Source organism: Microbacterium sp. M4A5_1d (assembly GCF_053345465.1).
In genome coordinates this window covers 597,889-624,551 of record NZ_JBKFAD010000003.1, presented here as the reverse complement: position 1 = coordinate 624,551, position 26,663 = coordinate 597,889, and the positions used below count along the sequence as shown (strand labels likewise).

The following is a 26,663-nucleotide window of genomic DNA, read 5'->3' as shown; positions in this document are numbered from 1 at the left end:
GATGACTAACGTGCTCACCCGAACGCCGCGACGGCCCGAGCCGCGGGCGAAGCACGGGCCGCCGCCTACCGCGCGGCAACGGTCTCGGCGTCGCCGCGACAACGTCGGCGCGCTGACGCTCCTCGGCCCCTCGCTCATCATCCTCGGGGTGATGGTCGGGTACCCCGCCGTACTGATGCTCGTGCAGTCGTTCACCGACTACGCCATCCGCAACAAGGTGCAGGGCACGCTTCCCGACTTCATCGGGTTCGAGAACTACCTCGAGGTCTTCACGCAGTCCGACTTCCCGGCCGTCCTCGTCCGCAGTCTCGGGCTGATGGTGGCCATGACCGTGCTGATCGTGGGGCTCGGCGCCCTCGTGGCGGTGCTCATGACGCGCCTGCGGCGCGGGTGGCGCATCCTCGTCTCGCTCGGTCTCCTCCTCGCCTGGGCGATGCCGCCGCTGGCGGCGACCACGGTCTGGGGATGGATCTTCGACTCGCAGTACGGCATCGTCAACTGGGCGCTGAACACGATGACCGGCTCGACCGACTGGACCAACCACTCGTGGCTGGCGAACCCGTGGTCGTTCTTCTTCGTCCTGACGGTGATCGTGGTCTGGCAGGGCGTGCCCTTCGCGGCCTTCACCCTGTACGCGGCGCTCGGGCAGGTCCCCGCCGAGGTGCTCGAGGCGGCATCCCTCGACGGCGCGGTCGGGTGGCAGCGCTTCCGACTCGTCGTGTTCCCGTATCTGCGCAACGTCGTGACGGTCGTCGTGGTGCTGCAGGTCATCTGGAACCTCCGTATCTTCACGCAGGTCTACGCGCTGCAGCAGCGTGGCGGCCTCATCTCCGAGACCAACGTGCTCGGCACCTACATCTTCCGGCAGGGCCCGGGGGAGTTCGGCGTCACGAGCGCGATCGGCGTGCTCATGGTCGTGCTGCTCCTCACCCTCTCGTGGGGATACATCCGCACCACGCTCAAGGAGGAGGAGCTGTGAGCACCCAGGTCACCCCGGCGACCCAGCTCGGCACGATCGGGGTCGATGAGGTCGTCGGCGAGGTGGGCCGGGCGAAGCGCCCCCGGCCGCGCTCGCTCGCCGTGCGACGACCGCCGCGCCGCCGCATCCTCTCGCGCGCAGGACTGAACCTCGCCGCGCTCGTCGTGTTCGTGTGCTCGGTGTTCCCCGTCTACTGGATGCTGAACATGTCGTTCACGCGCGGCGAGAGCATCATCAGCCGCACCCCGAGCTTCCTCCCCTTCGACTTCACGCTCGGCAACTACGCCACGGCATGGACGCGCGAGGCGGCCCCGGGGCAGACCGACTTCGTGCACGGGCTCCTCTCGTCGACCCTGGTGACGGTCGGCGTGCTCGTCATCACGCTGGTGCTGGCCTTCCTCGCCTCGATCGCCGTGGCCCGCATCCGCTTCCGTGGGCGGCGCTCGTTCATCGTCGCCGTCCTCATCGTGCAGATGATCCCGGGCGAGGCGATGATGTTCACGATCTACGGCATGATCGACGACTGGCGCCTGATGAACACCCTCGTCGGCCTCGGCATCGTCTACGTCGCCGCCGTCATCCCCTTCACGATCTGGACACTGCGCGGATTCGTCGCGGGTGTTCCGGCCGATCTCGAAGAGGCGGCCATGATCGACGGGTGCACCCGCACCCAGGCGTTCTGGAAGGTGACGTTCCCCCTGCTGGCGCCCGGACTCGTCGCCACGGGCATCTTCGCCTTCATCCAGTCGTGGAACGAGTTCACCATGGCGTTGCTGCTCATGAAGGGCTACAACCTGACGCTCCCGCCGTGGCTGCTGTCGTTCCAGTCGGCGACGGCAGCGACCAACTGGGGCGCCGTGATGGCGGCATCCACCCTCATCTCGATCCCCGTCGTGATTTTCTTCCTCATCGTGCAGGGGCGGATGTCGGGCGGGCTCGTGTCGGGGGCCGTGAAGGGATGACGCTGCGCATCGGTGTCGACGTGGGCGGCACGAAGATCCTCGCCGTGTCCGTGGATGGCGACGGCAACGAGATCGCCCGGCTGCGTCGGCCGACCGGGTGGGGCGGCGATGTCGTCGCCGACGGCGTCGCGGCGGTCGTCGCCGACCTCGCGGGGGCTGAATCGGTCGTCGCGGTCGGCGTGGGCGTGCCCGGGCAGATCCTGCCGGGCAGCGGCGTCGTCGAGCATGCCCTGAACCTCGGAATCGACCGGTACGACCTCGCGGGAGCCGTCGCGGCGCGGATCGGCATTCGACCGGTGATCGACAACGACGTGCGGTACGCGGCGGTGGGTGCCCGGGCACTCCGTGCCGGGGGAGGATCGCTCGCTTTCCTGAACCTCGGAACCGGCATCGCCGCGGGCATCGTCGACGAGACGGGCCCGCGCCGCGGCGGGCGCGGCGCGGCCGGTGAGGTCGGGCACATCCCCATCGACCCGAATGGGCCCCGTTGCCGCTGCGGACAGCGCGGATGCATCGAGGCGTTCGCCGGCGGGGGAGCCGTCGCCGAGCGCTGGGGCGGTTCCTCGCCGCTGCCCGTGCTCGCGGTCTTCGATGCTGCGGATGCGGGGGACGAGCGCGCCGACGGCATCAGAGCGGACGTGGTGCGCGGCGTCGAGGCGGCGGTCCGGCTGCTGGTGCTCACGACCGACGTCGACGTGGTCGTCTTGGGCGGGGGCGTCGCCGCGCTCTCCGATCGGCTGCTCGTCCCGGTGCGGGCCGCTCTCGCCGCATCCGCCGGCGCGTCGCCGTTCCTGCGGTCGCTGCGGTTGGACGAGCGGGTCGAGCTCGCGCCCCGGGACGTGCCCGTGGGGGCGCTGGGTGCCGCCGTTCAGGCCCAGGCGAGCGGAAGCAGGTGCTCGGTGCTGAGCGGTGCGAGCGGCAACGCCGCGGCTTCGGGAGCGGTGAGCCAGCGCGCCTCCGCGATCTCGGCGGCGGCGCTGACCGACGCGGGGTCGAGCGTGATCGCGAACGCCTCGGCGACGACGCGGAAGCCCGGCTCGTTCGCGGCATCCGACTCGAACCGGCCGAGGTAGACGAGGTCGGGCTCGGCCACGACGACGCCGAGCTCCTCGTGCAGCTCGCGGACGAGGGCCGCGCCGGCGGACTCGCCCGGCTCGGGCTTGCCACCGGGCGCCATGAACCGCTCGGTGCCGCGCTTCCGGACGAGCAGGGTACGCCCGTCGCCGTCGGTCACGACCGCCGCACTCACGTGGACCTCCCCGGCCGGGACGGAGTCGCTCACGGCGCGAACACCTTTCCGGGGTTCAGGATGCCGGCGGGGTCGAAGACCCGCGCGATGCGCCGCTGGAGCTCCCACTGGTCGTCGCCGAGCTCGTCCGCGAGCCAGCGCCGCTTGAGGACGCCGACGCCGTGCTCGCCGGTGAGCGTTCCGCCGAGGCGCAGCGCCGACTGGAAGAGGTCTTCCGCCGCCTCCCAGATGACCTCCGGGACCTCGTCGCCGTCGAAGATGAAGTTCGGGTGCAGGTTGCCGTCGCCCGCGTGGCACACGGTCGGGATCGTCAGACCGAAGCGCTCCTCGATGCGGGCGATCTCGTCGAACATCGCGGGCAGGGCGCTGCGCGGCACCGAGACGTCCTCGATGAGCGCGGTTCCGAGGGTCTCCATCGCGGGATGCATCGACCGCCGCACCGTCCACAGTTGCTGGGCCTCGGCGTCATCGGCGGCAAGGCGCACGGTGCCGCCGGCGGCCGCGAGCACCGCGACGACGGCCTCCGCCTCGGCCGTCGCGCCCGGGCCGTCGGTCTGGACCGTCAGCTGCGAGGCACCGGGCGTGGGGGCGGGAAGCCCGAGCAGGCGGTGCGAGGCGGCGAGGGAGGTCGCGTCCATCAGCTCCATGATCGCCGGCTGGATCCCGGCCGCCGTGACCGCCGATGCCGCGACCGCGGCGGAACGCACATCGGAGAACGTCGCGGCGATCGTCCGGGCCTGGCCGGGGACGAGGCGGCGGAGCTTCAGCGTCGCCGCGACGACGACGCCCAGGATGCCCTCCGACCCGATGACGAGCGAGGTCAGGTCGAGGCCGGTCACGCCTTTGACGGTGCGATGTCCGAGACGCATCAGGCGACCGTCTGCCAGCACGAGATCGAGGCCGAGGACCGCGTCTCGCACCACCCCGTACTTCGCGCAGAGCAGGCCGCCCGCGCCGGTGGCGATGTTGCCGCCGACGGTCGAGATGTCGCGGCTCGCGGGATCGGGCGCCCACCAGAGGCCGTGCTCCGCGAGCGCCGTGTTCAGCTGCCCGTTGAGGATGCCGGGCTCGACGACGGCGATGAGGTCGTCGGGGCGGACCTCGAGGATGCGGTCCATCGAACGCAGCGAGAGCCCGATCTCACCCGCGCCCGTGTTGGCGCCGCCCGCGAGGCCGGTGCCGGCGCCCCGCGGCACGACCGGGGTGCCGGTCGCGGAGGCGATGCGCATCGTCGCCTGGACGTCCTCGACGGTGCGGGCGTGAACGACGGCGAGGGGCGATCCGGATGCCGCCTGGCCCGACTTGTCCGCCCGAGCGGCGGCCCGACCGGCATCCGAGACGTCGACGCGGTCGCCGAGCTCGGCGACGAGCCGGGCGACGACGTCGGGAGCGGTCATGACAGGCGCCGGCGACCGGCGATCACACCGCAGGTCACCGCGATGACCCCGAAGACGAGACCGACCCAGGCCTGGTCCATGCTCCACCACGCGATGGTGGCCGAGGCGTAGACGAACAGCTCGACGAGGGCGCGCACGAACGGGTGCACCATGAGCACGGCACGCGGCGAGACGAACAGGGCCCACAGGAGGATCGCGGCGACCGGAGCGCCGATGCCGAAGACCAGGTTGAGGGGGAAGTCCCACGCCGCGAAGCCCCAGATCGCGAAGGTGACGAAGGCGAAGAGCTGGCAGGCGAAGGCGAGGAGGTCGATCGCCGAGAGAGCCCGTCGCGTGCCGGCCGCCTGCTGCGGCGCCTCGGGGGTGGCGGGACGGACGTTCGGCAGTTCGGACATGCCTCCGATTCTAGGCGCCGGCCTCACGTCGCCGACCTCGGGAGGGACCTCGGGCGAACGGGTCACGCGCGCCCGGTCCAGACGCGGCGGACGCGCAGGTCGGCGTCGAGCAGGACGGCATCGGCCGGGCTCCCGATCTCGAGCCTGCCGAGGTCGGGACGTCCGATCGCGCGGGCCGGAGTAGCCGTCAGCGCCGTCACAGCTGTCGGCAGCGCCACGCCCGCGGCGACGGCCGTCCGCAGCGCGGCATCCTGCGTCAGGGTGGATCCGGCGATCGTGTCGTCGGCGAGCCGCGCCACGGAGTTCTCGACGCGCACCGCGAGCGCCCCGAGCACGTAGTCTCCGTCGGCCGATCCGGCGGCCGCCATCGCGTCGGTGACGAGCGCGATGCGCCCCGGTGCGGCGGCGAAGGCGATCCGCACCACCTCGGGGGCGAGGTGCACGCCGTCGGCGATGACCTCGAGCGTGACGCGTGGGTCGGCGGTGGCCGCGCCGATCGGACCGGGCTCACGGTGGTGGAGGCCCGGCATGGCGTTGAAGGCGTGGGTGAGGATCGTGGCGCCGGCGTCGAAGGCCCGTCGAGCGGTCTCGGCGTCGGCGTCGGTGTGACCGACGGCGGCGGCCGCGCCCGCGGCGACGATGCGCTCGATCGCGGTGAGCGCGCCCGGCAGCTCCGGAGCGATCGTGACCTGGCGGACGGTGCCGCGGCCGGCCTCGAGCAGCCGCGCCACGGCGTCGGCGGCGGGTCCGATCAGCAGATCCGGATCGTGGGCGCCGTGGTGTCCGGGATCGAGGAACGGCCCCTCGAGGTGCGAGCCGAGCACCGTGGCATCCGTCTCGGCGAGGTCGGCGATGGCGGCGACCCGTCGGACGAGGTCGTCGACGGATGCCGTGACGAGCGAGATGACCGCTCGGGTCGTGCCGTGCGCCCGGTGCAGCGCGCGCGCGGTGCGGATCGCCTCGGCACCGTCGTCGTATGCCGCGCCGCCGCCGCCGTGGCCGTGGATGTCGATGAAGCCGGGAGTGAGGATCGCGCCGGGGCCGGCGGCATCGGTGGCATCGACGACCTCGTCGACCGGTTCTTCGGCGACGGCATCGCGCCACGCGCCGCCGGTGCCCTGCGCGGCGACCCGCCCGTCGCGCACGACGAGCCAGGAGTCGGGCATCTCGCGGCCCCCGTCGACGAGCCGAACGGAATGGATGACGCGGTTCAGACCGTCCATGCGACCTCCGGGGAAGCGGGGAAGCGGATGCCGAGGGTCGTCCACAGCGGTCCGAGCGCGCCGACGCGTTCGCGGAAGGACTCCCACGTGCGGTTGTCTGCGCTGCCGGTCGCAGCCGACCAGGCGGCTTCAGCGGCCGCCGCGATGCGAGGGAAGGTGAGTGCATCGATGTCGTCCAGGTCGCGGACGGTCTCGGTCCACAGCGGCGCTTCGACCCCGAGGATGTCGTCGTCCGAGATGCCGGACACGACCTCGCCGGGCTCCCACGAGTAGGCCCGTTCGAGGCTCGTCGGACCGTTCGCCCAGGTCAGGCCGAGGGGAGCATCGGCCGTCGGTTTCATGTCGAGGTACACGGCGTCGGCGGGCGAGAGGATGACGCGGCCGCCGCGCGCGACGAAGGCCCGCGCACGTTCGTCGGCACCGTCGGTCGGCGAGACGAGGCCCCAGTACTGGCCGATCGTGCCGGGCGCGAGATCCGCGGCGGCGCCGGCCTCGTGCCAGGCGATCGGCGTCTTGCCGAGGTCGGCGATGACCCGCGAGGTGCGGGCCACGAAGGCCGCGAAGTCCTCCGCCGGGGTGCCGTGCGCCTCGTCACCGCCGAAGTGCAGGTAGGGGCCGGGGGTCAGCTCCGCCAGCTCCGTCAGGACGTCGTCGACGAAGGCATCGGTCTCGGGTGCGCCGATGCGCAGCGACGAGAAGCCGACGCCCATGCCCGTGTACGCCTCGCCGGCGACGGGAGCGGGGCCGCCCGCGGCATCCCACCCGGCCAGCGCCGGTGGCGCGGCGACCTCGAGGTAGGCGAGCCCGACGGCGTGGGTGTGGCCGGGCATGTCGAACTCGGGCACGACGGTCATGTGGTTCGCCGCGGCATGGGCGATGATCGCGCGGTAGTCGTCGGCCGTGAAGAAGCCGCCGGCACCGCCGCCCACCGCGCTCGCCGCCGCACGGGCGGTGAGCTCCGGGCGGCGGGTCAGCGCGAGCCGCCATCCCTGGTCGTCGCTGAGGTGCAGGTGCAGGACGTTGAACTTGAGGCTCGCCGCCCGCTCGAGGTAGGCGGTGACGGTCGCGACGTCGTGGAAGTGGCGGGCGACATCGAGCATCACGCCGCGATACCCGAAGCGGGGGGCGTCGTCGATGTCGACCCCCGGAATCACCCAGCCGTCGGAGGAGCGGGTGATCAGCTGGCCGAGAGTCTGCACGCCGTAGAAGAGGCCCGCGGAGTCGGCGCCCCGGATCGAGATGCGGCGGTGGTCGACCGACAGCCGGTACGACTCGGGCGGCCCGTCCCCGTCGACGGCGACGTCGATGGCGGCGCCGTCGAGCTCCGCGGCGCTGTCGGGCTCCGCGGCGCTGTCGGGCTCCGCGGCGCTGTCGGGCTCCGCGGTGCTGTCGGGCTCCGCGGTGCCGGCGGCCGCGGTGAGGTGCACGCCGGTCCGGGTCAGGACGAGCCGGTGCAGGACGCCCGCGGCATCCGGCTCTCCCGTCACGGAGACGGCGCCGGTCAGGGCGAACATCACCCCCGCCGCGGGCGTGACGGAGGAGGGCAACGGGACCAGCGGCAGCGACGTCATCGCGCCCCTATCTGTAAGGGTGCCTAACAAACTTTCGAGCCAGCGTATCAGCGCGGCATCCGTTATGCTCGACGCGTCGCGACTGGCGTTGAGGTGGGCCACCACCGGGGAGCGACCGACACGGCATTCGACCGCACGCCTGGGCCGATGTGGAACCTTCACTGCTCGTAAGCTCCGTCCCGAAAGCCGTCGTCTGGAGATCGTCATGACCGATTCGTACTTCAACGCCCCGCTCGCCGAGGTCGACCCCGAGATCGCCCAGGTGCTCGAGCGCGAGCTCGACCGCCAGCGCGGCTACCTCGAGATGATCGCGTCCGAGAACTTCGTGCCCGTCTCGGTGCTGCAGTCGCAGGGTTCCGTGCTCACCAACAAGTACGCCGAGGGTTACCCGGGTCGCCGCTACTACGGCGGCTGCGAAGAGGTCGACGTCGCCGAAGAGCTCGCGATCGAGCGGGCCAAGGCGCTCTTCGGCGCCGAGTTCGCCAACGTCCAGCCCCACTCGGGCGCGACGGCCAACGCCGCCGTCCTGCACGCGATCGCGCGCCCCGGTGACACGCTCCTCGGCCTCTCGCTCGACCACGGCGGCCACCTCACCCACGGCATGAAGATCAACTTCTCGGGCCGGCTCTACGACATCGTCGCCTACGGCGTGAACCCCGACACCTCGCTGATCGACATGGACGAGGTCCGTCGCCTCGCCCTCGAGCACAAGCCGAAGGTGATCATCGCCGGCTGGTCGGCCTACCCCCGCCAGCTCGACTTCGCCGCCTTCCGTGCGATCGCGGACGAGGTCGGCGCGTACCTCTGGGTCGACATGGCGCACTTCGCCGGTCTCGTCGCCGCCGGTGTGCACCCGTCGCCGGTGCCGCACGCCCACGTCGTCTCGTCGACGGTGCACAAGACCATCGGCGGCCCCCGCTCGGGCATCATCCTCACCAACGACGCCGACCTGGCGAAGAAGATCAACACCGCGGTCTTCCCGGGCCAGCAGGGCGGCCCGCTCATGCACGTCATCGCCGCGAAGGCGACGGCGTTCAAGCTCGCCGCGACGCCGGAGTTCAAGGAGCGCCAGGAGCGCACCGTGCGCGGCGCCGCGATCATCGCCGACCGTCTGACGCAGCAGGATGTCGCGGGTGCCGGCATCGCCGTCCGCTCGGGCGGCACCGACGTGCACCTCGTGCTCGTCGACCTGCGCGACGCGGCGATCGACGGCAAGCAGGCCGAAGACCTGCTGCACGAGATCCACATCACCGTCAACCGCAACGCGGTGCCCAACGACCCGCGCCCGCCGATGGTGACCTCGGGCCTGCGAATCGGAACGCCGGCTCTCGCGACCCGCGGCTTCGGCGACGCCGAGTTCACCGAGGTCGCCGACATCATCGCGCTCGCGCTGCAGCCCGGCGCTGAACTCGAGGCCCTGCGTGCTCGCGTGGCGACGCTCGCCGACGCCTTCCCGCTGTACCCCGGCCTGCAGCAGTAACCCGGCGTCGCCGGTCGCCGGCCGGTCGCCGAGAACGCACCCTCCCCGCGAGAACGCACCCCGCACGGTACGTTCTCGCCCGGAGCGTATGTTCTCGGCGACCGCGCCCCGGCGACCGCGACCCTCTCGAACGGAGAACGACATGACCGCGCAGAAGCTCGACGGGCGGGCCACCGCCGCTGCCATCAAGACCGAACTGGCCGACCGCGTCGCCGCGCTGGAGGCCCGCGGAGTCACCCCGGGTATCGCGACGGTGCTCGTCGGGGCCGACCCGGCATCCCAGCTGTACGTCGGGATGAAGCACCGCGAGTCCGAGGCGATCGGCATGAACTCGATCCAGATCGAGCTGCCGGCCGAGTCGACGCAGGCGGAGGTCGAGGAGGTCATCGACCGCCTCAACGCCGACCCGACGTGCCACGGCTACATCGTGCAGCTGCCGCTGCCCAAGCACCTCGACACCGACCGGGTTCTCGAGCGCATCGATCCCGCGAAGGATGCCGACGGCCTGCACCCCGTCAACCTCGGGCGTCTCGTGCTCAATGTCAACGACCCCATCACGACGCCGCTGCCGTGCACGCCGCGTGCCGTCATCGAGCTGCTGCAGCGCAACGGATACGACCTCGCGGGCAAGAACGTCGTCGTCGTCGGGCGCGGTGTCACGATCGGCCGGTCCATCGGTCTGCTGCTGACCCGCCGCGAGATCAACGCCACGGTGACCCTGACTCACACCGGCACCGCCGACCTCGGCGCGCACCTGCGCGAGGCCGACGTCATCGTGGGTGCCGCGGGCGTGAAGCACCTCGTCACCGCCGCGGACGTCAAGCCAGGCGCCGCCGTCCTCGACGTGGGCGTGACCCGCGAGAACGATCCCGAGACCGGCAAGTCGAAGGTCTACGGAGACATCGCGCCAGATGTCGCCGAGGTCGCGGGCTTCCTCTCGCCCAACCCGGGCGGCGTCGGCCCGATGACGGTCGCCCTGCTGATGACCAACGTCGTCGAGGCCGCCGAGCGCGCGACCGCCTGACCCTGCTTCCTCCACCCGTCGACTCGCCAGAAAGTGCGGATGCCGGCCCGCCCGGATCCGCGTTCTCTGGCGAGTCGACGGGAGCTCAGAGGAAGCGGGAGAGGAAGGCGCGGGTCCGGGGCTCGCGGGGAGCGCCGAACACCTCCGACGGCGCGCCCTCCTCGACGATGACGCCCTGGTCGAGGAAGACGACGCGGTCGGCGACATCCCGCGCGAACGCCATCTCGTGCGTCGCCATGAGGATCGTCGAGCCGGCCACCGCGAGGTCGCGGACGAGCTCGAGCACCTCCCCGACGAGTTCGGGGTCGAGCGCCGAGGTGATTTCGTCGAGCAGCAGCACTTCGGGATCCGTGGCGATCGCGCGGATGATCGCCGCTCGCTGCTGCTGACCGCCCGAGAGCCGGTCGGGGTGCTCCCCGGCCTTGTCGGCGAGCCCGATGCGCGCGAGCAAGTCCCGCGCACGCGCCTCCGCCTCGCGCCGGGGCACGCGGTGCACGACCCGCGAGGCGAGGGTCACGTTGTCGAGCACGGACAGGTGGGGGAAGAGGTTGTAGCTCTGGAACACCGCGCCCAGCCGTGCCCGCACCGCGTTCGCGTCGACGCGGGGGTCGGAGATGTCGTCGCCGGCGAGCAGGATCTGCCCGTCGTCGATCGGCTCCAGCAGCCCGAGGCAGCGCAGCAGGGTCGACTTGCCCGAACCGCTAGCACCGATGAGGGCAACGACCTCGTTCCGGGCGAGCGACACATCGACGCCGCGCAGCACCTCTTTGTCGCCGAACGACTTGCGGATGCCGCGGGCGCGCAGCACGTCGGCGACGCTGCCGGGCTCGGTGTCGAGCGCACTGCCGGGTCGATTCCGGCTCACAGGATCGATCCCGTCTGCTCGCGGCGTCGGAGCCTCGCGGTGTACCAGTCCGTCAGTCGGATCGTCGGGATCGCGAGCAGCACGAACAGCACGCCTGCCACGACGTACGGGGTGAAGTTGTAGGTCGTCGCGACCACGCCCCGCGCCTCGGCGATCGCGTCGAACGCCGCGAGGATCGAGATCAGTCCGACATCCTTCTGCATGGAGATGAAATCGTTCATGAGCGGCGGGGTCATCTTGCGCAGCGCCTGCGGCAGCACGACCCGCACGAGGGTCTGCGGGTAGCTGAGCCCGAGCGCGCGGGCGGCGAGACGCTGCGACGGATGCACCGACTCGATGCCCGCCCGCACGACCTCCGCGACGTAGGCGGAGTACGTCAGCGTGATGGCGAGGACTCCCAGAAGCACCGGATCGATGCGGGTGTTCAGGATCGTCGGCAGCCCGAATCCGATCAGATAGAGCACGATGACGAAGGGCAGACCGCGGAAGAGGTCGGTGTAGGCCGCGGCGATCAGCCGGAGCGGGAAGAACACCGGTCCGCGCAGGGTCCGCAGCAGCGCCAGTACCAGCGCCACCGCGGCGACCGTGAAGACCGAGATGGCGAGCACCTGCAGGTTCACGAGGAAGCCCTGCCACACCTCGGGGAGGGCCTGCAGCGCGACGGCGGGGTCGAAGAAGCTCCGCTGGACGGTCGCCCAGCCCTCCGTGTTGATCACGGTCACCCAGACGACCGCGGCGAAGGCGAGTGTCGAAGCGACGGCGATCAGGACCGACCGGCGCTCGCGGCCGCGCCGATACGCTCGGCGCTCGAGTTCGAGCGCGCTCGGGACGGAGGTGGTCACGGATAGACGCTAGCGCGCCCTCACTGGAGGAGCGTCACGCCCTCCGTGAGTCCCGAGAGCCACTTCTGCTCGAGCTCGGCGAGGGTGCCGTCCTCGCGCAGCTCGTCGACGGCGGCCGTCACGGCGGGGGTGAGCGGCGAGTTCTTCGCGAGCAGCAGGCCCCATTCGTCCTCGATGCCCGCCTTCGGCAGCTCGCCGACGAAGAACGAGTTCTCGATGTAGAAGTTGACCGCGAGGTAGGCGGTGGGGGTGTCGAGCACGATCGCATCGATCTGTCCCGCGCCGAGCGCGGCCACGGCATCCTCGTTCGAGTTGTACAGGCGAGCCTCGGCGTCGGGCGCGACCTCTGCGAGGGTCTGCGCGCTCGTGGAGTTGGCCATCGCGCCGATCGTGAGGTCGGTCAGCCCTGCGATGTCGGAGACGCCGTCGGCCGCGCCGCCCCGGATCGCGACGATCGACTGGCTCGCGGAGTAGTAGGGCGAGGAGAAGTCGACGCCCTGCTTGCGCTCGTCGGTGATCGTGTACTGCTGGACGTTGATGTCGAAGCTCTTCGGACCCGGCGCGATCGCGGCCTCGAAGCTCGTGCGCACCCACACGACGTCGTCCGGTGCGAACCCGAGCTTGTCGGCGACGGCGTAGGCGACGGCGGCCTCGAACCCCTCGCCCGACTCGGGGTCGTCGTCGACGAAGTACGGCTCGTAGGCCGTCTCGCCCGTGGCGAAGGTGAGCTTGCCGGGGGTGACGTAGTCCTCGGCAGCGGGTCCCGACGCGGCATCGCCCGAGGCGGCGGGCGCGGGCGAGGACGAGCAGCCGGCGAGGACGATCGCCAGAGCGGCGACGCCGATCGAGGCGGCGCGGACGAGAGAGCGGGACATCGGGGAACCTCCGGGTGCGGATGCCGCGCATCGGCGTGCTGTCACCGGCGGCTGCATCCATTCTCACCCGGCCGGGATGCCGCGGCGCGCGCGGGTCGTCGTGTTACGCGGCCTCCCTGCGGGCCCGGCTGCGGCCCCGACCCCCGCGAGGCCCCACTTGGGCCGGGTAAGCGCGGCTCACACCCGGCCCAAGTGGGACCTCGCAGGGGGTGGACCCGCGGGGGTGGGGTCGGGCAGGATCGGCGGCGTGCGAGACGACGGCGGTGGGGGAGGGTGCAGGGGAGCGGGGGCGATGACGACGCAGCGGCTGCGCTCGCACCAGCTGAGCGAACCCGCGTCGTCACTCGGCGAGGCCGGGGCCCACATGCTCGCCGTACAGGCGCAGGAGTTCTGGTCGGGTCGATGGGCGCTGGCCCTCCGTACTGCCGGCGACCCTTCGTTGAGCGAGGTGGATGCCGCGTTCGAGGACGGCACGCTCGTGCGCTCATGGACCCAACGCGGCACCCTGCACATCGTGCGCTCGGTCGACCTCGCCGGGATGCTTGCGGTGACCGCCGACCGGCAACAGCGTGCCGCGGCGGGCATCCTGCGCGGGCTCGCGATCGACGAGGCGGTGCTGGCGACGGCTGAGCGTGCCGCCCGACAGGCACTGCGCGGCGGGAACCGGCTCACGCGCGACGAGTTCGCCGACCTCCTGCGCGGTGCCGGCATCGGGACCGAGCGCTCGCGCGGCAACCACATCCTCTCGGCGCTCGCCGTCCGCGGGGTGCTCGCCTTCGGCCCGGTGGTGCCGCGCGAGGGTGGACCGACCCGCGACCAGTTCTTGGTCGCCGTGGACGAGTTGCCGTCCGGACGGGTGCCCGATGATCCGCTGGCCGAGATGTTCGCCGGCTACATCCGCTCGCACGGACCGGCCCGCGTCGAGGACTTCCGCTGGTGGGCGGGGCTGCCGATCGGAATGGCACAACGTGCGGCCGAGGCGGCCGGCGACCGCGTGGTCGAGATCGAGGCCGGACTGTTCGCGGCACCGGGCGCGGGGCCCGGCGTGCCGGCATCCGTTGCCGGGGTAGACCCGGAGTGCGACAGCGGGGATGTCGTCGCCCTCCCCGCCTTCGACGAGTACTTCCTCTCCTACGCCGACCGGACGACCGTCTGCGCCCCCGACCTCGCGGCTCGGATCGGCCCCACCCTGAACGGTCAGGTCGCGCCGATCCTGGTCTCCCGGGGACAGGTGATCGGCACGTGGCGCCACTCCGTCGCCGCCGGGCGGCACCATCTGCCACCTGAGCCCGCGCTCGTGACAGACCCAGCGGTCGCGGCATCCGCGATCGAGGCGTCGCTCGCCCGGGTCTCACGCTTCCTCGCCGGCTGAGCTCCCGCGTGGCGGTGCGCTAACTCCTCACACCCGCGGCGGCCATACGTCCGCACCCGCGCGAGCTCGTGATTCCGGCCTGCCGACGGCGTGAATCTGAGGAGTTATGGCGCGCCGGCCGCGAGTCAGCCGGCGGCGTGGCGGTCGAGGAAGGCGTAGACCTCGCCGTCATCGACACCGGGGAAGTTGCCGCGCGGCAGCGGCGAGAACATCTGCATGTGCACGCGGGCGCTCGGCCAGGCCTTGCCCTCCCATCGCGACGTCAGGTCGGGGTCGGGCCGCCGGCAGCATGACTCGTCGGGGCACGTGGATGTCGCCCGCTTCTGCGTCTCGCGGCCGCGGAACCAGCGGGCGTCGTCGAACGGCACGCCGACGGTGATCGAGAACTCGCCCTCGGCGGTGGTCCCGGTCTGGCTCGAGCACCAGAACGTCCCGCCCGGGGTGTCGGTGTACTGGTAGTGCTCGACCGTGCGGTTCTGCTCCTCGAACGCCGACCGCGCCGAGAAGGCCCGGCACACGACCTGGCCCTCCACGCTGCCGGTGACGTCCATCGGCAGCGGCAGGCCGTCGTTCTCGTAGACCCGCGTGATGGCCCCCGCGCCATCCACGCGCAGGAAGTGCAGCGGGATGCCGAGATGCAGGGTCATGAGGTTCGTCATGCGCATCCCGGCTGCCTCGTGCGTCACCCCGAACGCGTCGCGGAAGTCCTCGACCGCGAGGTTGCGGTCCTTCTTCGCCTGCGACAGGAACGCGACCGAGGCCGTCTCGGGCATGAGGCAGCACGCGGCGTAGTAGTTGATCTCGAGGCGCTGCTGCAGGAAGTCGGCGTAGTCGCTCGGGGGAGTGTGGCCGAGCAAGCGGTGCGCCATCGCCTGCAGCGCCATCGACCGCAGGCCGTGACCGCCCGGGATCGAGGCCGGCGGAAGGTAGATGCGCCCGTTCTCGAGGTCGGTGACCGAGCGGGCCGAGTGAGGAAGGTCGGCGACGTAGAGCAGCTCGAACCCCAGCTGCTCGGCCATGATGCTCACGGTGCGGTGCGTCAGCGCACCCGAGGTGTGTCCGGCCGCCTTGAGCTGCTTCTCGGCGAGGCGCTCGATGTCAGGGAGGTAGTTCGCGACCTCGCGCATCCGCAGGCGCAGCTCCGTGTTCGCACGCCGGGCTTCCTCCGGGGTCGCGATCGCCTCGCGCTCGCGGCGCTGCAGTTCGCGATGCAGTCCGAGGATGGACTCGAGCGTGTCGTCGCTCATCGTCTTGCCCGCGCGCACCGGTGCGATGCCGAGTCGCCGGAAGACGGAACTGGCCTGCGCCCGCTCCAGCTCGAGCTCGAGGGCGGCCCGGCGGTTCGGGGGCTCCGGGGAGAGGAGGTCGGTCACGTCGGTGCCGGTCGCCGACGCGATCGCCTGCAGCAGCGAGAGCTTCGGCTCGCGTCGACCGTTCTCGATCAGACTCAGCTGGCTGCCGGCGACGCCGACCTGAGCGCCGAGCTCGTCGAGTGTCAGCCCGCGGGCGACACGGTGATGGCGGATGCGGTGCCCGAGGGTTGCGAGTTCGATTCCGGATGCGGCCATTCCTTGATCATAGGGAAAGAATCGGGTTTCTTGAAGGCATTGAACGCCGCAAGACGGGGTGTTCGTGCGTTGGAATCGTCAGGTATCACCGATCTCGCCGCCGACGTAGGAGACCGACATGGCCATCGCCGACCTCTTCACCCGCCCCGCCGTCACCGGCACAACCGCAGCGGGCGCCGCTCCCCTCCGCGCGCGGCCCGACCTCGGCGCCCGGCCGTCGGCGGCATCCGGTCCTCTCGGCGATCTCGTCGCCTGGGTCGACGAGATCGCCGCGCTCACGCAGCCCGATCGGATCCACTGGGTCGACGGGTCGGCGGCCGAGAACGACGCGCTGCTGCGCGAGATGGTCGACGAGGGCAAGCTCATCAAGCTCAACCCCGAGTGGCGGCCCGGGTCGTACCTCGCGCGCTCGCACCCCAGCGACGTCGCCCGCACCGAGGCGCGGACCTTCATCGCGTCCGAGCGCGAGGAGGATGCCGGCCCCACCAACAACTGGGTCGCACCCGACGACATCCGGGCGACCATCACGCCCCTGTTCGCGGGTTCGATGCGCGGGCGCACGATGTACGTCGTGCCGTTCTCGATGGGAGCGGTCGGCGGCCCGCTCTCGCACATCGGCGTGCAGGTCACCGACAGCGCCTACGCGGTGGCGTCGACCGGCATCATGACCCGCGTCGGGGCGGCCGTGCTCGACGAGATCGCCGGCGGCAAGCCCTGGGTCAAGACCGTCCACTCGGTCGGCGCACCGCTGGCGCCCGGCGAGGCGGATGTCGCGTGGCCGTGCAACGACGAGAAGTACATCGTCCACTTCCCGGACACCCTCGAGGTCTGGTCGTTCGGGTCGGGCTACGGCGGCAACGCCATCCTCGCCAAGAAGTGCTTCGCGCTGCGCATCGCGTCGGTGATCGGCCGCGATGAGGGCTGGCTCGCCGAGCACATGCTGCTCATCCGGGTCATCGACCCGGCCGGCAAGGCGTACCACGTGGCCGCGGCGTTCCCCTCGGCCTGCGGCAAGACGAACCTCGCCATGCTGCGCCCCACCATCCCGGGCTGGCGCGTCGAGACCCTCGGCGACGACATCGCGTGGCTGCGTCCGGGATCCGACGGGCGGCTGTGGGCGATCAACCCCGAGGCCGGGTTCTTCGGCGTCGCGCCGGGCACCGGCGAGTCGACCAACGTCACGGCGGTCGAGACGCTGTGGGGCAACACGATCTTCACGAACGTGGCGCTGCGTCCCGACGGCGACGTCTGGTGGGAGGGGCTCACCGACGAGGCGCCCGCCGAGCTCATCGACTGGGAGGGCAAGCCCTGGACCCCCGACTCGGGCCGACCGGCCGCGCACCCCAACTCGCGCTTCACCGTCAGCGCCGCTCAGTGCCCGCAGATCGCGTCGGATTGGGATGCCGCCGAGGGCGTGCCACTCGACGCCATCCTCTTCGGTGGTCGCCGGGCGACGAACGTCCCCCTCGTCGTCGAGGCGACCGACTGGACGCACGGCGTCTTCATCGGCTCGAACATCTCGTCGGAGCGCACGGCGGCGGCCGAGGGGACGCTAGGGGAACTGCGCCGCGACCCCTTCGCCATGCTGCCGTTCTGCGGCTACAACATGGGCGACTACTTCGCCCACTGGCTGAAGGTCGGGCAGAAGCTGCGGTTCGACCGGGCCCCCCGCGTCTTCCAGGTGAACTGGTTCCGCAAGGGCAGCGACGGGCGCTTCCTGTGGCCCGGGTTCGGCGACAACTCGCGCGTCATCGACTGGATCGTGCGGCGCCTGAATGGCGAGGTCGACGCGGTCGACAGCCCGATCGGACGACTCCCGCGCGCCGAGGACCTCAACCTCGACGGCATCGAGGTGTCGCAGCGCGATCTCGATGAGCTGTTCGCGGTCGACACGGACTCGTGGCTGCGCGAGGCCGACCTCACCGAGGAGTTCTACGACACCTTCGGTGACCGGCTGCCCGCGGCCCTGCGTGCCGAGCTCGAGGCCCTGCGCTACCGCCTCGGCCACCGGGCCTGACCCCGGCCCGCCACGAGAACACACCGTCGCCGCGAGAACGCACCGGAAAGGGTGCGCGTTCGCGGCGATGGTGCGTTCTCGGCGTCAGACCAAGAGCTGGTGCTTCGCGAGGTCGCGGTACAGCGGGACCGTGGGGACGAGCTCGGAGTGCGTGCCCTGGCCGACGACCCGGCCGTGGTCGAGCACCACGATGACGTCGCTGTCGACGACGGTCGAGAGCCGGTGCGCGATGACCACGAGGGTGCGGCCCGTCGCGACGGCGTCGATCGCCTCGCGCATCCGCTGTTCGTTGAGTCCGTCGAGCGAGGACGTCGACTCGTCCAGCAGCAGGATCGGGGGCGCAGCGAGCAGCGCGCGGGCGATCGCGAGGCGCTGACGCTCGCCGCCCGAGAGCATGACGCCCGCCTCGCCGACGGGCGCCTGAAGACCGAGCTCGCTGCGCTCGAGCACATCGCCGAGGTTGACGGCGCGCAGCACACGCTCGCACTCCGCGTCCGTAGCCCCGGGCGAGGCGAGGCGCAGGTTGTCGGCGATCGTGCCGGCGAGGGTGGGGGCGTCCTGCTCGACGTAGCCGAGCTGCGCGCGCAGCTCGGCCCGGGGGAGGGACCGGATGTCGTCACCCCCGACGAGCACCGCTCCGCCGGTGACGTCGTAGAACCGCTCGATCAGGGCGAGGGTCGTCGACTTGCCCGCACCCGAGGGACCGACGAGGGCCACGCGCGCACCGCGGGGAACGCGGAAGCTCACGCCGCGGAGCACCTCGCCCTCGGGGACGGCGGTCGCTCCGGCTGTCGCTGCGGACGAGGCGGCGGCGTCTGCGCCGTTCGCCGGCGAACCCGTCTCATCGGCCGTGACCGCAGCGACCGCCGAGGTGTCGACGCGTGCGTCCGCGAGGGTGCGCAGCGCTTCGTCGGATGCCGAGCGCCGGGCGGCGACGACGGCCTCGGGGTATCGGAAGTGCACGTCTCGGAACTCGATCGCGACATCGCTGTCGCCCGAGACGGCTACGGTGGCTGCAGCATCCGGATCGGCCGATTCCTCCGTGGGCAGGTCGAGCACCTCCTGGATGCGGCCGAGCGCGCCGAGCGCCTGATTGACGGAGGTGATCGCCCCGAGGAACGACGCGAGCGGCTGCACGAGGAAGAACAGGAACATCACGAACGTCACGAGGCTCGCGATCGAGATGGCGCCCGAGGCGACGCGGTATCCGCCGACGCCGAGCACGACGAGCAGTGACAGCTGCAGCGCGACGCCCGCGACGGGCACGACGAGGGCCGACGCCTTCGCGACGCGCACGCCCGCGTCATAAGCCTGGCGTGCGGCCCCCGTGACGGCGGCCTCCTCGCGCTCGGTCGCTCCGGCGGCGCGGATCGTGCGGATCGATCCGATCGCCCGCTCGACACCCGAGGCCAGCTCGCCGACCCGTTCCTGCTGTTCGCGCGTGGCGCGACGGATGCGGGTGCTGAGACCCACGACGACGGCGACCGAGGCTCCGATCACGATGACGATGAGCAGCAGCAGCAGCGGGTCGATGAAGAGCATCGCGACGATCGCGCCGACGAAGATGAGCGCGTTGCCGACCGAGTCGGCCAGCCCCTGGGTGAGCACGGCGTAGAGCAGGGTCGTGTCGGTGCCCACGCGCGAGACCAGGTCGCCGGTGCGTCGGGCGTCGAACTCCGAGATCGGCAGTCGGAGCAGGCGTGCGATGAGCCGGCGGCGGCTGGAGAACACCACCGCCGTGCCGGTGCGCTGGAGCAGATAGTGCTGGAAAGCGCCGATGGCCGACGAGACGACGACGAGGATCACGAGCGCCCACACGAGGATGCCGAGGGTGTCACCCACCTGCACACGCTCGATGACCTGCCCGACGACGAGCGGCTGGCCGAGCGTGGCCACCGCCTCGACGATGCTGAGTACCGCGACCGCCACCAGCACGCCCTTGTGCTCGAACAGGTACGGGAGCAGCTGCGACAGGCGGGCGCGCGGGCCCTCGTCGGTGCGGCGGCGGCTGCCGCGCATGCGGCTGCGGGTGTCGGACATGCGGTTCCCTCGGTTCGGCGAAGCTCTCTCCTTCGACCGTACTTCTTTCATCGAGGGTGGTTGTCCGTCCGCGGTATCGATGGAAGAGTGCCCGGATGCGTTCGATCACGAAACGTCAGGCGGCACCGCTTGCCGCGGCCGCGTTCGTCGTGCTCACGCTCGCCGGCTGCACCGGCCCGGTTGCAGACGGCGAAGCGGCAGAGCCGTCGGCATCCGTCGGTTCCACGCCATCTCCCACCCCGACATCCGACGCGCGCACCGACGAGCAGCAGTTGCCCCTGCCGGTCGATGAGATCGCGGACTGGGCCAAGACAGCGGTGCCCCGGTCTTCGGACACCACCGGCATGGGGACGCTGTCGGGGTGGCTGAGCCAGCACACGTCCGCACACCAGACGTCGCAGTTCTCGTCGCTCCCCGCCGGGACGTACCAGGCGCAGGTAGCGTGCCGCGGTGCCGGCACGATCACGGTGACCGCGGGCCCGATCGACAGCGCGGCATCGGGCGATCCCGTGACGTGCGACAACAGCACGATCGCCTTCGACGTGACCGTCGAGCAGCCGGGCGTGAGCGTCACCATGGACCTCGCCGGCGACCCCACCATCTACGCGCTCTCGCTGGAGCGGACTGCTTAGCCCCTCAGCGCTCGACGAGAACGCCGTCGGCGTCGGCCCAGACGTGTCGGCCCGGCGTGAAGACCACGCCGCCGATGGTGACCGGAACGTCGACCTCGCCGCGGCCGTCCTTCGCGCTCTTGCGGGGGTTCGAGCCGAGCGCCTTGACGCCGAGGTCGAGCGACGCGATCGCGACACGATCGCGGATCACCCCGTTCACGATGATGCCCGCCCAGCCGTTCTCGACCGCCGACGCGGCGATCAGGTCGCCCACGAGAGCCGACTCGAGCGATCCGCCGCCGTCGACGACGAGCACGGCGCCGCCGCCCGGCGTCGCGAGCACGCGCTTCACGAGCGCGTTGTCGCGATGACAGCGCACGGTGCGGATCGGTCCCGCGAAGGAGGTCCGGCCGCCGAGGTCGAGGAACTGGACGCCGAGCGAGTCGAGCTCGTCGCCGCGTTCGTCATAGAGGTCTGCGGTGGCGGTCGTCATGTCGACAGGGTAGCGGCGACCGCCGAGTCCAAGCCGTCAGGCGCCCGTCGCGATGGGTCGATCGGGATGCTGCGACCACTGGCTCCACGAGCCGGGGTAGAGCACCGGCCGGTATCCCGCGAGGCTGAGGGCGATGGCCTCGTGCGCGGCGCTGACGCCCGAGCCGCAGTAGACGCCGACCGTCGCGCCGGGTTCTGCGCCCAGCGCTGCGAACCGGTCGCGCAGCTCATCCGAGCACCGGAACCGCCCCGACTCATCGTTGTTCTGCGTCGTCGGCGCGGACACCGCGCCCGGGATGTGGCCGGCGCGCGGGTCCATCGGCTCGACCTCGCCGCGGAACCGTTCGCCGGCGCGGGCGTCGAGCAGCAGGCCGGTGCGGGCCTGATCGAGGACGTCGTCGATCCCGAGCACCGGTAACTCGCCGGGCGAGACGACCGCGGTACCCGGACGCACGTCTGCCGCGTCGCCCTCCTCGAGGTCGAACCCCGCGTCGATCCAGGCGGCGAGGGCGCCGTCGAGCACCCGGACGTCGGCGATACCGGCATCCCGCAGCACCCACCAGGCGCGGCCGCTCGCCAGGTTGGCGACATCGTCGTAGACCACGACGGTGTCGCCCTCGTCGATGCCCCAGTCGCGCACGGCGGCCTGCAGCGTCTCGGGGGAGGGCAGCGGATGCCGGCCCTCCGTCGGCTCGCCGTGCTCGGCGAGCTGGGTGTCGAGGTCGGCGTAGCGCGCGCCGGGGATGTGGCCCGCGCGGAACGCCGGGCGTCCGTCGGGGCGGTCGAGCCACCACCTGACGTCGAGCACCCGCACGGGGCCGCCGTCGGGGTAGCGGCCCGCCCCGATGGCGGTCCGGAGTTCAGCGGCAGTGGTGAGGATGCGGTCCATGCGTGCGATTCTCGCGCACCGCGGCCCCGGTCGTCGTCGGACGTCGTCGCTAGTGTTGTCGCGTGCCAGAATCCGTCATCTCCGCCCGTGGGCTGCGCAAGACCTATGCCGTGAAGAGCAAGCCCGACTTCGTCGCGGTCGACGACCTGTCGTTCGAGGTGGCGCCCGGAGAGTCCTTCGGGCTGCTCGGCCCGAACGGCGCGGGAAAGTCGACCACGATGAAGATGATCGGCGCGGTGTCCACCCGCAGCGGCGGCGACCTGCAGATCCTCGGGCTCGATCCCGATCGCTACGGCCCCGAGATCCGATCCCGGCTCGGGGTGGTGCCCCAGCAGGACAACCTCGACGGCGAGCTGAACGCCCGCGAGAACCTCTACATCTACGGGCGGTACTTCGGTCTTCCGGGCAAGGTCTGCCACGAGAAGGCCGACGAGCTGCTCGCGTTCGCGCAGCTCGAAGACAAGGCGAAGAACAAGGTCGATCAGCTGTCGGGCGGCATGAAGCGGCGCCTCACGATCGCGCGCGGCCTCATCAACGACCCGCGCATCCTGCTGCTCGACGAACCGACGACGGGCCTCGACCCCCAGGCCCGCCACGTGCTGTGGGACCGGCTGTTCCGTCTGAAGGAGCGCGGCACGACGCTCGTCCTCACGACCCACTACATGGACGAGGCCGAGCAGCTGTGCGACCGACTCATCGTCGTCGACAAGGGGCGGATCATGGCCGAGGGCACGCCGGCCTCGCTCATCCGCGAGCACTCGAGCCGTGAAGTCCTCGAGGTGCGCTTCGGGTCCGACCGCAACGAGTCCGCGGCCGCTCAGCTGCGGGGCATCGGCGACCGCGTCGAGGTGCTGCCCGACCGCATCCTCGTCTACGCCCACGACGGTGAGGCGGCTCTCGAGCGTGTCTCGGCGGTGGGGCTCACGCCGCTCACGAGCCTTGTGCGCCGATCGAGCCTCGAAGACGTCTTCCTGCGCCTGACCGGACGGTCGCTGATCGAATGAGCACCCAGACCGCGCACCCCACGCTCGACGATCTCCGGGCCGAGGCGATGGCCGGTGGGCGCAAGCCCCGGCGCTACGGCACCTGGTACGTCGCCGAGCACATGGTCCGTGCGATGCGCGCCTACGGCTGGACGATCGTCGTCGGCGCGGTCGGGCAGCCGATCATGTATCTGCTCGGGCTGGCCGTCGGGCTCGCGGCGCTCATCACCGCGCCGATCTCCTCCCACGGCCAGGAGGTCGGCTATCTCCCGTTCGTCGCGCCGGCGCTGCTCGTCACCGCCGCGATCGCCGTGGCCTCCGAGGAGATGACCTATCCGGTGATGGCGGGCTTCAAGTGGCGCCGCTACTTCTACGGATTCAACGCGTCGGCGCTGTCGAGCCCGCAGATCGCGAACGGTGTCATCATCGGTGCGACGGCGCGGATGATCGTCGCCGTCGGTGCTTACTACCTCTTCATCTGGCTGCTGCCGTTCGGCGCTGTCCCGAACCCCGCGACGGGCTGGCTGTCGATCCTCGCCGGTGTCGCGGCCGGTATCGCCTTCGGCATCCCGCTCATGGCGTATGCGGGCTCCATCCAAGACGACAAGGGGCAGTTCGCCCTCGTGCAGCGCTTCATCTTCATGCCGATGTTCCTCTTCTCGGGCACCTTCTACCCCGTGGAGACACTTCCGGTCGGCCTGCAGTGGATCGCGTGGATCTCGCCCCTGTGGCACGGCGCCGAGCTGGGGCGCGCGGCGACCTACGGGGCCGACATCGGCGTCGGGATGATCGCCGTGCACGTGCTCTACCTGCTCGCACTCGCCGCCGTCGGCTACCTCTGGGGCCGCCGTGTCTTCACCGAGAGGCTCGCGAAATGAGCGCCGTGATCGCGCCGGAGACGCCGACGGGCCGCCGCGGGGGCGTACGCGCACTGTGGGCCGGCAACCCGGGCGCGGTCGTGCAGCGCGGTCTCATCGCGGCTCGTTCGTCGAGTTGGATCGTCGTCCTCTCGGGCTTCTTCGAGCCCGTGTTCTATCTCGCGTCTCTCGGCATCGGGCTCGGCGCCCTCATCGGCGAGGTCGAGACCTCGTCGGGAGCCGAGGTCCCGTACGCGGCGTACATCGCTCCCGCGCTGCTCGCGGTCTCGGCGATGAACGGTGCCGTGTACGACTCGACGTGGAACGTCTTCTTCAAGCTCAACTACGGCAAGCTCTACGAGGGGATGCTGTCGACCTCGCTCGGGCCGCTCGACGTCGCCCTCGGTGAGATCCTGTACGCGCTGCTTCGCGGTCTCGTCTACGCCACCGGCTTCATGATCATCATGCAGGTGCTGGGGCTGAACCTCGCATGGACCGCCGTGCTCGCCCTCCCGGCGGTGCTGCTCATCGCCTTCGGGTTTGCGAGCATCGGCATGGCCGTCACGAGCTACATGAAGACCTTCCAGCACATGGACTGGATCAACTTCGTGCTGCTGCCGATGTTCCTGTTCTCGGCGACCTTCTACCCGATCACGGTCTATCCCGAGTGGGTGCAGGTGATCGTGCAGGCGCTGCCGCTGTGGCACGGCGTCGAGCTGATCCGCGGGCTGACAACCGGCATCCTCTCCGCCGGAATGCTGTGGCACGTGCTCTACTTCGTCGTGATGATCGCGCTCGGTCTCGTATTCACGACCAAGCGGCTGCGCGCCCTGTTCCTCGACTGACGCGCCGCGACCGCGCAGAGACGACGGATGCCGCGAGCCCGAGGGCCCGCGGCATCCGTCGTCCGAGGCGGGGATCAGCGTGTGGCTGCCGCCTCGCCGATGTTCGCGTCGTACTCGGAGTCCTTGGTCTCCTTCGACAGCCACAGGGCGATGAAGGTGAGCACGGCGGAGGCCGTGAGGTACACGCCGACGAGCCAGGTCGAGCCGCCAGCGAGCGCCCACAGGGTCGTCGCGATGCTGGGCGCGACGGCGGCACCGAGGATCGACGCCACGTTGTAAGAGATGGCCGAGCCGGTGTAGCGAACGTTGGTCGGGAACAGCTCGGGGAGCAGCGCGCCCATCGGGCCGAACGTCGCGCCCATGAGCATGAAGCCGAGCACGAGGAACGCCTGGACGAGCGCCCCGGTGAACTTCGGGTCGAGCTGCGGTGCGAGGAAGACCGCGAACAGCAGGCCGAACACCGCGATGACGCCGGTGACCCACAGCAGCAGCTTGCGGCGGCCGATCGAGTCGGCGACGGGGCCCGACAGCAGCGTGAAGATGCCGAAGAAGATCACGCCGACGATCTGCATGATGACGAAGTCGGTGAACCCGAACCCGAGGCCCGGAACGTAGGCCGCCGCGTCGAAGGCCGCGCCCGATGCCTCGGCGGTCGCCTGCGCGGTCTCGAGGGTCGGCTTGGTGCCGTACGCGAGGGTGAAGCTCGTCATCAGGTAGAAGAGCACGTAGGTCGCGAGCATGATGAAGGTGCCGAGGATCAGCGCGCGCCAGTGTCCGCGGATGACGGATCCGAGCGGGAACTTGCGGATGGCGCCGGTCTTCTCCGCCTTCGAGAACGTCTCGCTCTCGACGAGCTTGAGGCGCACCCACAGGCCGACGATGACCATGACGGCGGAGAACAGGAACGGCACGCGCCAGCCCCAGGCGAGGAACTCCTCGGAACGCTGGGCCGGGCCGTCGGGGTGCGGCAGCGCGAAGTAGATCACGAGGAAGACCGAGTTCGCGATGATGAAACCGATCGGCGCGCCCAGTTGGGGGAAGGTGCCGTACCAGGCGCGCTTGCCCTTCGGGGCGTTCTCGGTGGCGACGAGCGCCGCTCCCGACCATTCGCCGCCGAGGGCGAAGCCCTGCGCGAGACGCAGCACGAGGAGCAGCAGCGCCGCCCACCAGCCGATGTCGTTGAAGGTGGGGAGGCATCCGATGAGGATCGTCGCGATGCCCATCGTGAGGAGCGAGGCGACGAGGGTCGCCTTGCGGCCGAACTTGTCGCCGAAGTGGCCGAAGACGACGGCGCCGATGGGACGCGCGATCATCGCGGCGCCGAAGACCGCGAACGAGGCGAGGAGCGACGCGGTGTCGTCGTCGCTCGGGAAGAAGAGGATCGGGAAGACCAGGACCGCCGCGGTCGCGTAGACGTAGAAGTCGTAGAACTCGATCGTGGTGCCGACGAGGCTGGCGGTGATGACGCGGGAACGGGGGTTCGCGGGCGCGGTGGGAGCCGCGGTGGCGGATGACATGTGCGGTGTGATGCCTGTCTGGGAGAACGGGTGAGCGCCCTCGTGGGAGCGTGCCGGTGGGCGGACGTCCGAGGCGGGGTGGTGCGGCGGACGTTCGACGCGGGGATCACCGGCGGCGTCGACGGTGTCGGCGACGCACGATCGTCCATTCTACGGCGGATGCCGCGACCCGGTGTTCCGAGACGCGGCATCCGCGCGTGGTGGACCGCAGTCCGGGGGTGTCAGCGCCAGAGCACCGCGATCGCGACGTTGGCCACCGTGCCGATTCCGATCAGCCAGAAGATGGCGGCGGGAACCGCCTGGGTGCGCTTCTGGCGGGCCGAGCCGATGCCCAGCAGCGCACCGATCACGAGCAGGATGACGAGCTTGACGGTGATCTTGACGTAATTGAACTCGTGGTCGGTTCCCCACGGTGCTGCCAGGGCGAGCCCGGCGACACCGGCGACGAGGAGGCCGTAGCTCATGACCCGCGTGATGCGGCGGGCGCCGAGGGCTTCGACGAGCCAGGCGCCGAAGAGCGTGGCGAAACCGATGAGGTGGACGACGAGGACGATTCCGCGGAGGGTTTCCATACCCTCAGCCTAGCTGAAGGTATGGGGTGCCGACACAG

24 protein-coding genes, 1 pseudogene and 1 riboswitch are annotated in these 26,663 nt (G+C 71.0%); of the genes and pseudogenes, 11 read left to right on the top strand and 14 right to left on the bottom strand.

The window, feature by feature from the left end; genetic code table 11:
- Position 1 precedes the first annotated feature (1 nt).
- From ACLBWJ_RS14845 to ACLBWJ_RS14835, 3 genes and pseudogenes are all read left to right on the top strand, one after another.
- Positions 2-979 (top strand): carbohydrate ABC transporter permease, encoded by a 978-nt coding sequence (locus ACLBWJ_RS14845; RefSeq protein ID WP_274178946.1) that lies wholly within the window; start codon positions 2-4, stop codon positions 977-979.
- The gene (locus ACLBWJ_RS14840; RefSeq protein ID WP_282501411.1) at positions 976-1,941 is read left to right on the top strand and encodes a carbohydrate ABC transporter permease; all 966 of its coding nucleotides are present in this window, start codon (positions 976-978) and stop codon (positions 1,939-1,941) included. The genes ACLBWJ_RS14845 and ACLBWJ_RS14840 overlap by 4 nt, the downstream gene beginning before the upstream one ends.
- A pseudogene (locus ACLBWJ_RS14835) lies at positions 1,938-2,702 on the top strand (ROK family protein); the annotation flags it as partial. The gene ACLBWJ_RS14840 and the pseudogene ACLBWJ_RS14835, both read left to right, overlap by 4 nt.
- 107 nt (positions 2,703-2,809) lie before the next feature.
- Here ACLBWJ_RS14835 and ACLBWJ_RS14830 read toward each other — a convergent pair.
- The 5 genes from ACLBWJ_RS14830 to ACLBWJ_RS14810 all read right to left on the bottom strand — a co-directional run bounded on the left by ACLBWJ_RS14830 (position 2,810) and on the right by ACLBWJ_RS14810 (position 7,776).
- Entirely contained in the window at positions 2,810-3,223 is a 414-nt protein-coding gene (locus tag ACLBWJ_RS14830; protein WP_162815470.1) for an NUDIX hydrolase, read from the bottom strand.
- The gene (locus ACLBWJ_RS14825) at positions 3,220-4,587 is read right to left on the bottom strand and encodes an FAD-binding oxidoreductase (RefSeq protein ID WP_274178944.1); all 1,368 of its coding nucleotides are present in this window, start codon (positions 4,585-4,587) and stop codon (positions 3,220-3,222) included. Before ACLBWJ_RS14825 ends, ACLBWJ_RS14830 begins: the two co-directional genes overlap by 4 nt.
- Positions 4,584-4,982 (bottom strand): YrdB family protein, encoded by a 399-nt coding sequence (locus ACLBWJ_RS14820; protein ID WP_274178943.1) that lies wholly within the window; start codon positions 4,980-4,982, stop codon positions 4,584-4,586. Before ACLBWJ_RS14820 ends, ACLBWJ_RS14825 begins: the two co-directional genes overlap by 4 nt.
- Before the next feature lie 62 nt (positions 4,983-5,044).
- A complete protein-coding gene (nagA, locus tag ACLBWJ_RS14815) occupies positions 5,045-6,205 on the bottom strand; it encodes an N-acetylglucosamine-6-phosphate deacetylase (RefSeq protein WP_282501410.1) in 1,161 nt (386 codons plus the stop codon).
- Positions 6,193-7,776: a family 20 glycosylhydrolase gene (locus ACLBWJ_RS14810; protein ID WP_447660636.1), complete on the bottom strand. Its 1,584-nt coding sequence runs from the start codon at positions 7,774-7,776 to the stop codon at positions 6,193-6,195. Before ACLBWJ_RS14810 ends, nagA begins: the two co-directional genes overlap by 13 nt.
- Positions 7,777-7,844: 68 nt before the next feature.
- A riboswitch (ZMP/ZTP riboswitch) is annotated at positions 7,845-7,928 on the top strand.
- Positions 7,929-7,981: 53 nt separating this feature from the next.
- On the opposite strand from ACLBWJ_RS14810, the gene glyA reads away from it, so the two are divergent.
- Both glyA and ACLBWJ_RS14800 read left to right on the top strand, forming a co-directional pair.
- On the top strand, positions 7,982-9,256 hold the full coding sequence (gene glyA / locus ACLBWJ_RS14805; RefSeq protein ID WP_447660635.1) for a serine hydroxymethyltransferase: 1,275 nt from the start codon (positions 7,982-7,984) through the stop codon (positions 9,254-9,256).
- A gap of 142 nt (positions 9,257-9,398) precedes the next feature.
- Positions 9,399-10,280, top strand: coding sequence for a bifunctional methylenetetrahydrofolate dehydrogenase/methenyltetrahydrofolate cyclohydrolase (locus ACLBWJ_RS14800; protein WP_447660634.1), 882 nt, complete (start codon positions 9,399-9,401; stop codon positions 10,278-10,280).
- An 85-nt stretch (positions 10,281-10,365) separates the two neighbouring features.
- Here ACLBWJ_RS14800 and ACLBWJ_RS14795 read toward each other — a convergent pair whose 3' ends face one another.
- Genes ACLBWJ_RS14795 through ACLBWJ_RS14785 form a run of 3 tightly spaced genes read right to left on the bottom strand, consistent with a single transcriptional unit; the run spans position 10,366 to position 12,862 of the window.
- The gene (locus ACLBWJ_RS14795; protein WP_447660633.1) at positions 10,366-11,145 is read right to left on the bottom strand and encodes an amino acid ABC transporter ATP-binding protein; all 780 of its coding nucleotides are present in this window, start codon (positions 11,143-11,145) and stop codon (positions 10,366-10,368) included.
- Positions 11,142-11,987: an amino acid ABC transporter permease gene (locus ACLBWJ_RS14790; RefSeq protein ID WP_023955608.1), complete on the bottom strand. Its 846-nt coding sequence runs from the start codon at positions 11,985-11,987 to the stop codon at positions 11,142-11,144. The genes ACLBWJ_RS14795 and ACLBWJ_RS14790 overlap by 4 nt, the downstream gene beginning before the upstream one ends.
- A gap of 20 nt (positions 11,988-12,007) precedes the next feature.
- Positions 12,008-12,862: an ABC transporter substrate-binding protein gene (locus ACLBWJ_RS14785; RefSeq protein ID WP_112617438.1), complete on the bottom strand. Its 855-nt coding sequence runs from the start codon at positions 12,860-12,862 to the stop codon at positions 12,008-12,010.
- A gap of 292 nt (positions 12,863-13,154) precedes the next feature.
- On the opposite strand from ACLBWJ_RS14785, the gene ACLBWJ_RS14780 reads away from it, so the two are divergent.
- Positions 13,155-14,234: a winged helix DNA-binding domain-containing protein gene (locus ACLBWJ_RS14780; protein WP_447660632.1), complete on the top strand. Its 1,080-nt coding sequence runs from the start codon at positions 13,155-13,157 to the stop codon at positions 14,232-14,234.
- 125 nt (positions 14,235-14,359) lie between these two features.
- Here ACLBWJ_RS14780 and ACLBWJ_RS14775 read toward each other — a convergent pair whose 3' ends face one another.
- Positions 14,360-15,802, bottom strand: a complete 1,443-nt coding sequence (locus ACLBWJ_RS14775; RefSeq protein ID WP_323986430.1) for a helix-turn-helix domain-containing protein — start codon at positions 15,800-15,802, stop codon at positions 14,360-14,362.
- Between the two features lie 118 nt (positions 15,803-15,920).
- Here ACLBWJ_RS14775 and ACLBWJ_RS14770 point away from each other — a divergent pair, with 118 nt between their 5' ends.
- Positions 15,921-17,819 (top strand): phosphoenolpyruvate carboxykinase (GTP), encoded by a 1,899-nt coding sequence (locus ACLBWJ_RS14770; RefSeq protein WP_447660631.1) that lies wholly within the window; start codon positions 15,921-15,923, stop codon positions 17,817-17,819.
- Positions 17,820-17,903: 84 nt separating this feature from the next.
- Here ACLBWJ_RS14770 and ACLBWJ_RS14765 read toward each other — a convergent pair whose 3' ends face one another.
- The gene (locus ACLBWJ_RS14765) at positions 17,904-19,859 is read right to left on the bottom strand and encodes an ABC transporter ATP-binding protein (RefSeq protein ID WP_447660630.1); all 1,956 of its coding nucleotides are present in this window, start codon (positions 19,857-19,859) and stop codon (positions 17,904-17,906) included.
- 95 nt (positions 19,860-19,954) lie between these two features.
- Between ACLBWJ_RS14765 and ACLBWJ_RS14760 the strand changes: the two genes are divergently transcribed.
- Complete coding sequence (locus ACLBWJ_RS14760) at positions 19,955-20,491, top strand: hypothetical protein (protein WP_354449997.1); 537 nt, start codon at positions 19,955-19,957, stop codon at positions 20,489-20,491.
- A 4-nt stretch (positions 20,492-20,495) separates the two neighbouring features.
- On the opposite strand, the gene rraA is transcribed toward ACLBWJ_RS14760, so the two are convergent.
- Both rraA and ACLBWJ_RS14750 read right to left on the bottom strand, forming a co-directional pair.
- Positions 20,496-20,963 carry a ribonuclease E activity regulator RraA gene (rraA, locus tag ACLBWJ_RS14755; protein ID WP_274178932.1) on the bottom strand — a complete coding sequence of 156 codons (468 nt, stop codon included), beginning with the start codon at positions 20,961-20,963 and terminating at the stop codon, positions 20,496-20,498.
- Positions 20,964-20,999: 36 nt separating this feature from the next.
- Positions 21,000-21,851, bottom strand: a complete 852-nt coding sequence (locus ACLBWJ_RS14750; protein ID WP_447660629.1) for a sulfurtransferase — start codon at positions 21,849-21,851, stop codon at positions 21,000-21,002.
- 62 nt (positions 21,852-21,913) lie between these two features.
- On the opposite strand from ACLBWJ_RS14750, the gene ACLBWJ_RS14745 reads away from it, so the two are divergent.
- From ACLBWJ_RS14745 to ACLBWJ_RS14735, 3 genes are read left to right on the top strand one after another with little or no spacing between them, the layout of a single operon-like run.
- Positions 21,914-22,855 (top strand): ABC transporter ATP-binding protein, encoded by a 942-nt coding sequence (locus ACLBWJ_RS14745; RefSeq protein WP_274178930.1) that lies wholly within the window; start codon positions 21,914-21,916, stop codon positions 22,853-22,855.
- On the top strand, positions 22,852-23,712 hold the full coding sequence (locus ACLBWJ_RS14740; RefSeq protein ID WP_354450000.1) for an ABC transporter permease: 861 nt from the start codon (positions 22,852-22,854) through the stop codon (positions 23,710-23,712). Before ACLBWJ_RS14745 ends, ACLBWJ_RS14740 begins: the two co-directional genes overlap by 4 nt.
- Positions 23,709-24,536 (top strand): ABC transporter permease, encoded by an 828-nt coding sequence (locus tag ACLBWJ_RS14735; protein ID WP_114588579.1) that lies wholly within the window; start codon positions 23,709-23,711, stop codon positions 24,534-24,536. The genes ACLBWJ_RS14740 and ACLBWJ_RS14735 overlap by 4 nt, the downstream gene beginning before the upstream one ends.
- Before the next feature lie 74 nt (positions 24,537-24,610).
- Here the strand turns inward: ACLBWJ_RS14735 and ACLBWJ_RS14730 are convergent, their stop codons facing one another.
- The gene (locus ACLBWJ_RS14730) at positions 24,611-26,053 is read right to left on the bottom strand and encodes an MFS transporter (protein WP_269267903.1); all 1,443 of its coding nucleotides are present in this window, start codon (positions 26,051-26,053) and stop codon (positions 24,611-24,613) included.
- Between the two features lie 221 nt (positions 26,054-26,274).
- On the bottom strand, positions 26,275-26,625 hold the full coding sequence (locus ACLBWJ_RS14725) for a Fe-S protein (RefSeq protein WP_274178928.1): 351 nt from the start codon (positions 26,623-26,625) through the stop codon (positions 26,275-26,277).
- Positions 26,626-26,663: the final 38 nt, after the last annotated feature.

Bases quoted from the DNA above. Each gene is read 5' to 3' on its own strand.
- ACLBWJ_RS14810 (WP_447660636.1), bottom strand. From the start codon at position 7,776: ATGACGTCGCTGCCGCTGGTCCCGTTGCCCTCCTCCGTCACGCCCGCG.
- ACLBWJ_RS14770 (WP_447660631.1), top strand. From the start codon at position 15,921: ATGGCCATCGCCGACCTCTTCACCCGCCCCGCCGTCACCGGCACAACC.
- ACLBWJ_RS14845 (WP_274178946.1), top strand. From the start codon at position 2: ATGACTAACGTGCTCACCCGAACGCCGCGACGGCCCGAGCCGCGGGCG.
- ACLBWJ_RS14780 (WP_447660632.1), top strand. From the start codon at position 13,155: ATGACGACGCAGCGGCTGCGCTCGCACCAGCTGAGCGAACCCGCGTCG.
- rraA (WP_274178932.1), bottom strand. From the start codon at position 20,963: ATGACGACCGCCACCGCAGACCTCTATGACGAACGCGGCGACGAGCTC.
- ACLBWJ_RS14800 (WP_447660634.1), top strand. From the start codon at position 9,399: ATGACCGCGCAGAAGCTCGACGGGCGGGCCACCGCCGCTGCCATCAAG.
- ACLBWJ_RS14725 (WP_274178928.1), bottom strand. From the start codon at position 26,625: ATGGAAACCCTCCGCGGAATCGTCCTCGTCGTCCACCTCATCGGTTTC.
- ACLBWJ_RS14775 (WP_323986430.1), bottom strand. From the start codon at position 15,802: ATGGCCGCATCCGGAATCGAACTCGCAACCCTCGGGCACCGCATCCGC.
- ACLBWJ_RS14760 (WP_354449997.1), top strand. From the start codon at position 19,955: ATGCGTTCGATCACGAAACGTCAGGCGGCACCGCTTGCCGCGGCCGCG.
- ACLBWJ_RS14735 (WP_114588579.1), top strand. From the start codon at position 23,709: ATGAGCGCCGTGATCGCGCCGGAGACGCCGACGGGCCGCCGCGGGGGC.
- ACLBWJ_RS14740 (WP_354450000.1), top strand. From the start codon at position 22,852: ATGAGCACCCAGACCGCGCACCCCACGCTCGACGATCTCCGGGCCGAG.
- ACLBWJ_RS14765 (WP_447660630.1), bottom strand. From the start codon at position 19,859: ATGTCCGACACCCGCAGCCGCATGCGCGGCAGCCGCCGCCGCACCGAC.
- ACLBWJ_RS14820 (WP_274178943.1), bottom strand. From the start codon at position 4,982: ATGTCCGAACTGCCGAACGTCCGTCCCGCCACCCCCGAGGCGCCGCAG.
- ACLBWJ_RS14750 (WP_447660629.1), bottom strand. From the start codon at position 21,851: ATGGACCGCATCCTCACCACTGCCGCTGAACTCCGGACCGCCATCGGG.
- ACLBWJ_RS14730 (WP_269267903.1), bottom strand. From the start codon at position 26,053: ATGTCATCCGCCACCGCGGCTCCCACCGCGCCCGCGAACCCCCGTTCC.
- nagA (WP_282501410.1), bottom strand. From the start codon at position 6,205: ATGGACGGTCTGAACCGCGTCATCCATTCCGTTCGGCTCGTCGACGGG.
- ACLBWJ_RS14785 (WP_112617438.1), bottom strand. From the start codon at position 12,862: ATGTCCCGCTCTCTCGTCCGCGCCGCCTCGATCGGCGTCGCCGCTCTG.
- ACLBWJ_RS14825 (WP_274178944.1), bottom strand. From the start codon at position 4,587: ATGACCGCTCCCGACGTCGTCGCCCGGCTCGTCGCCGAGCTCGGCGAC.
- glyA (WP_447660635.1), top strand. From the start codon at position 7,982: ATGACCGATTCGTACTTCAACGCCCCGCTCGCCGAGGTCGACCCCGAG.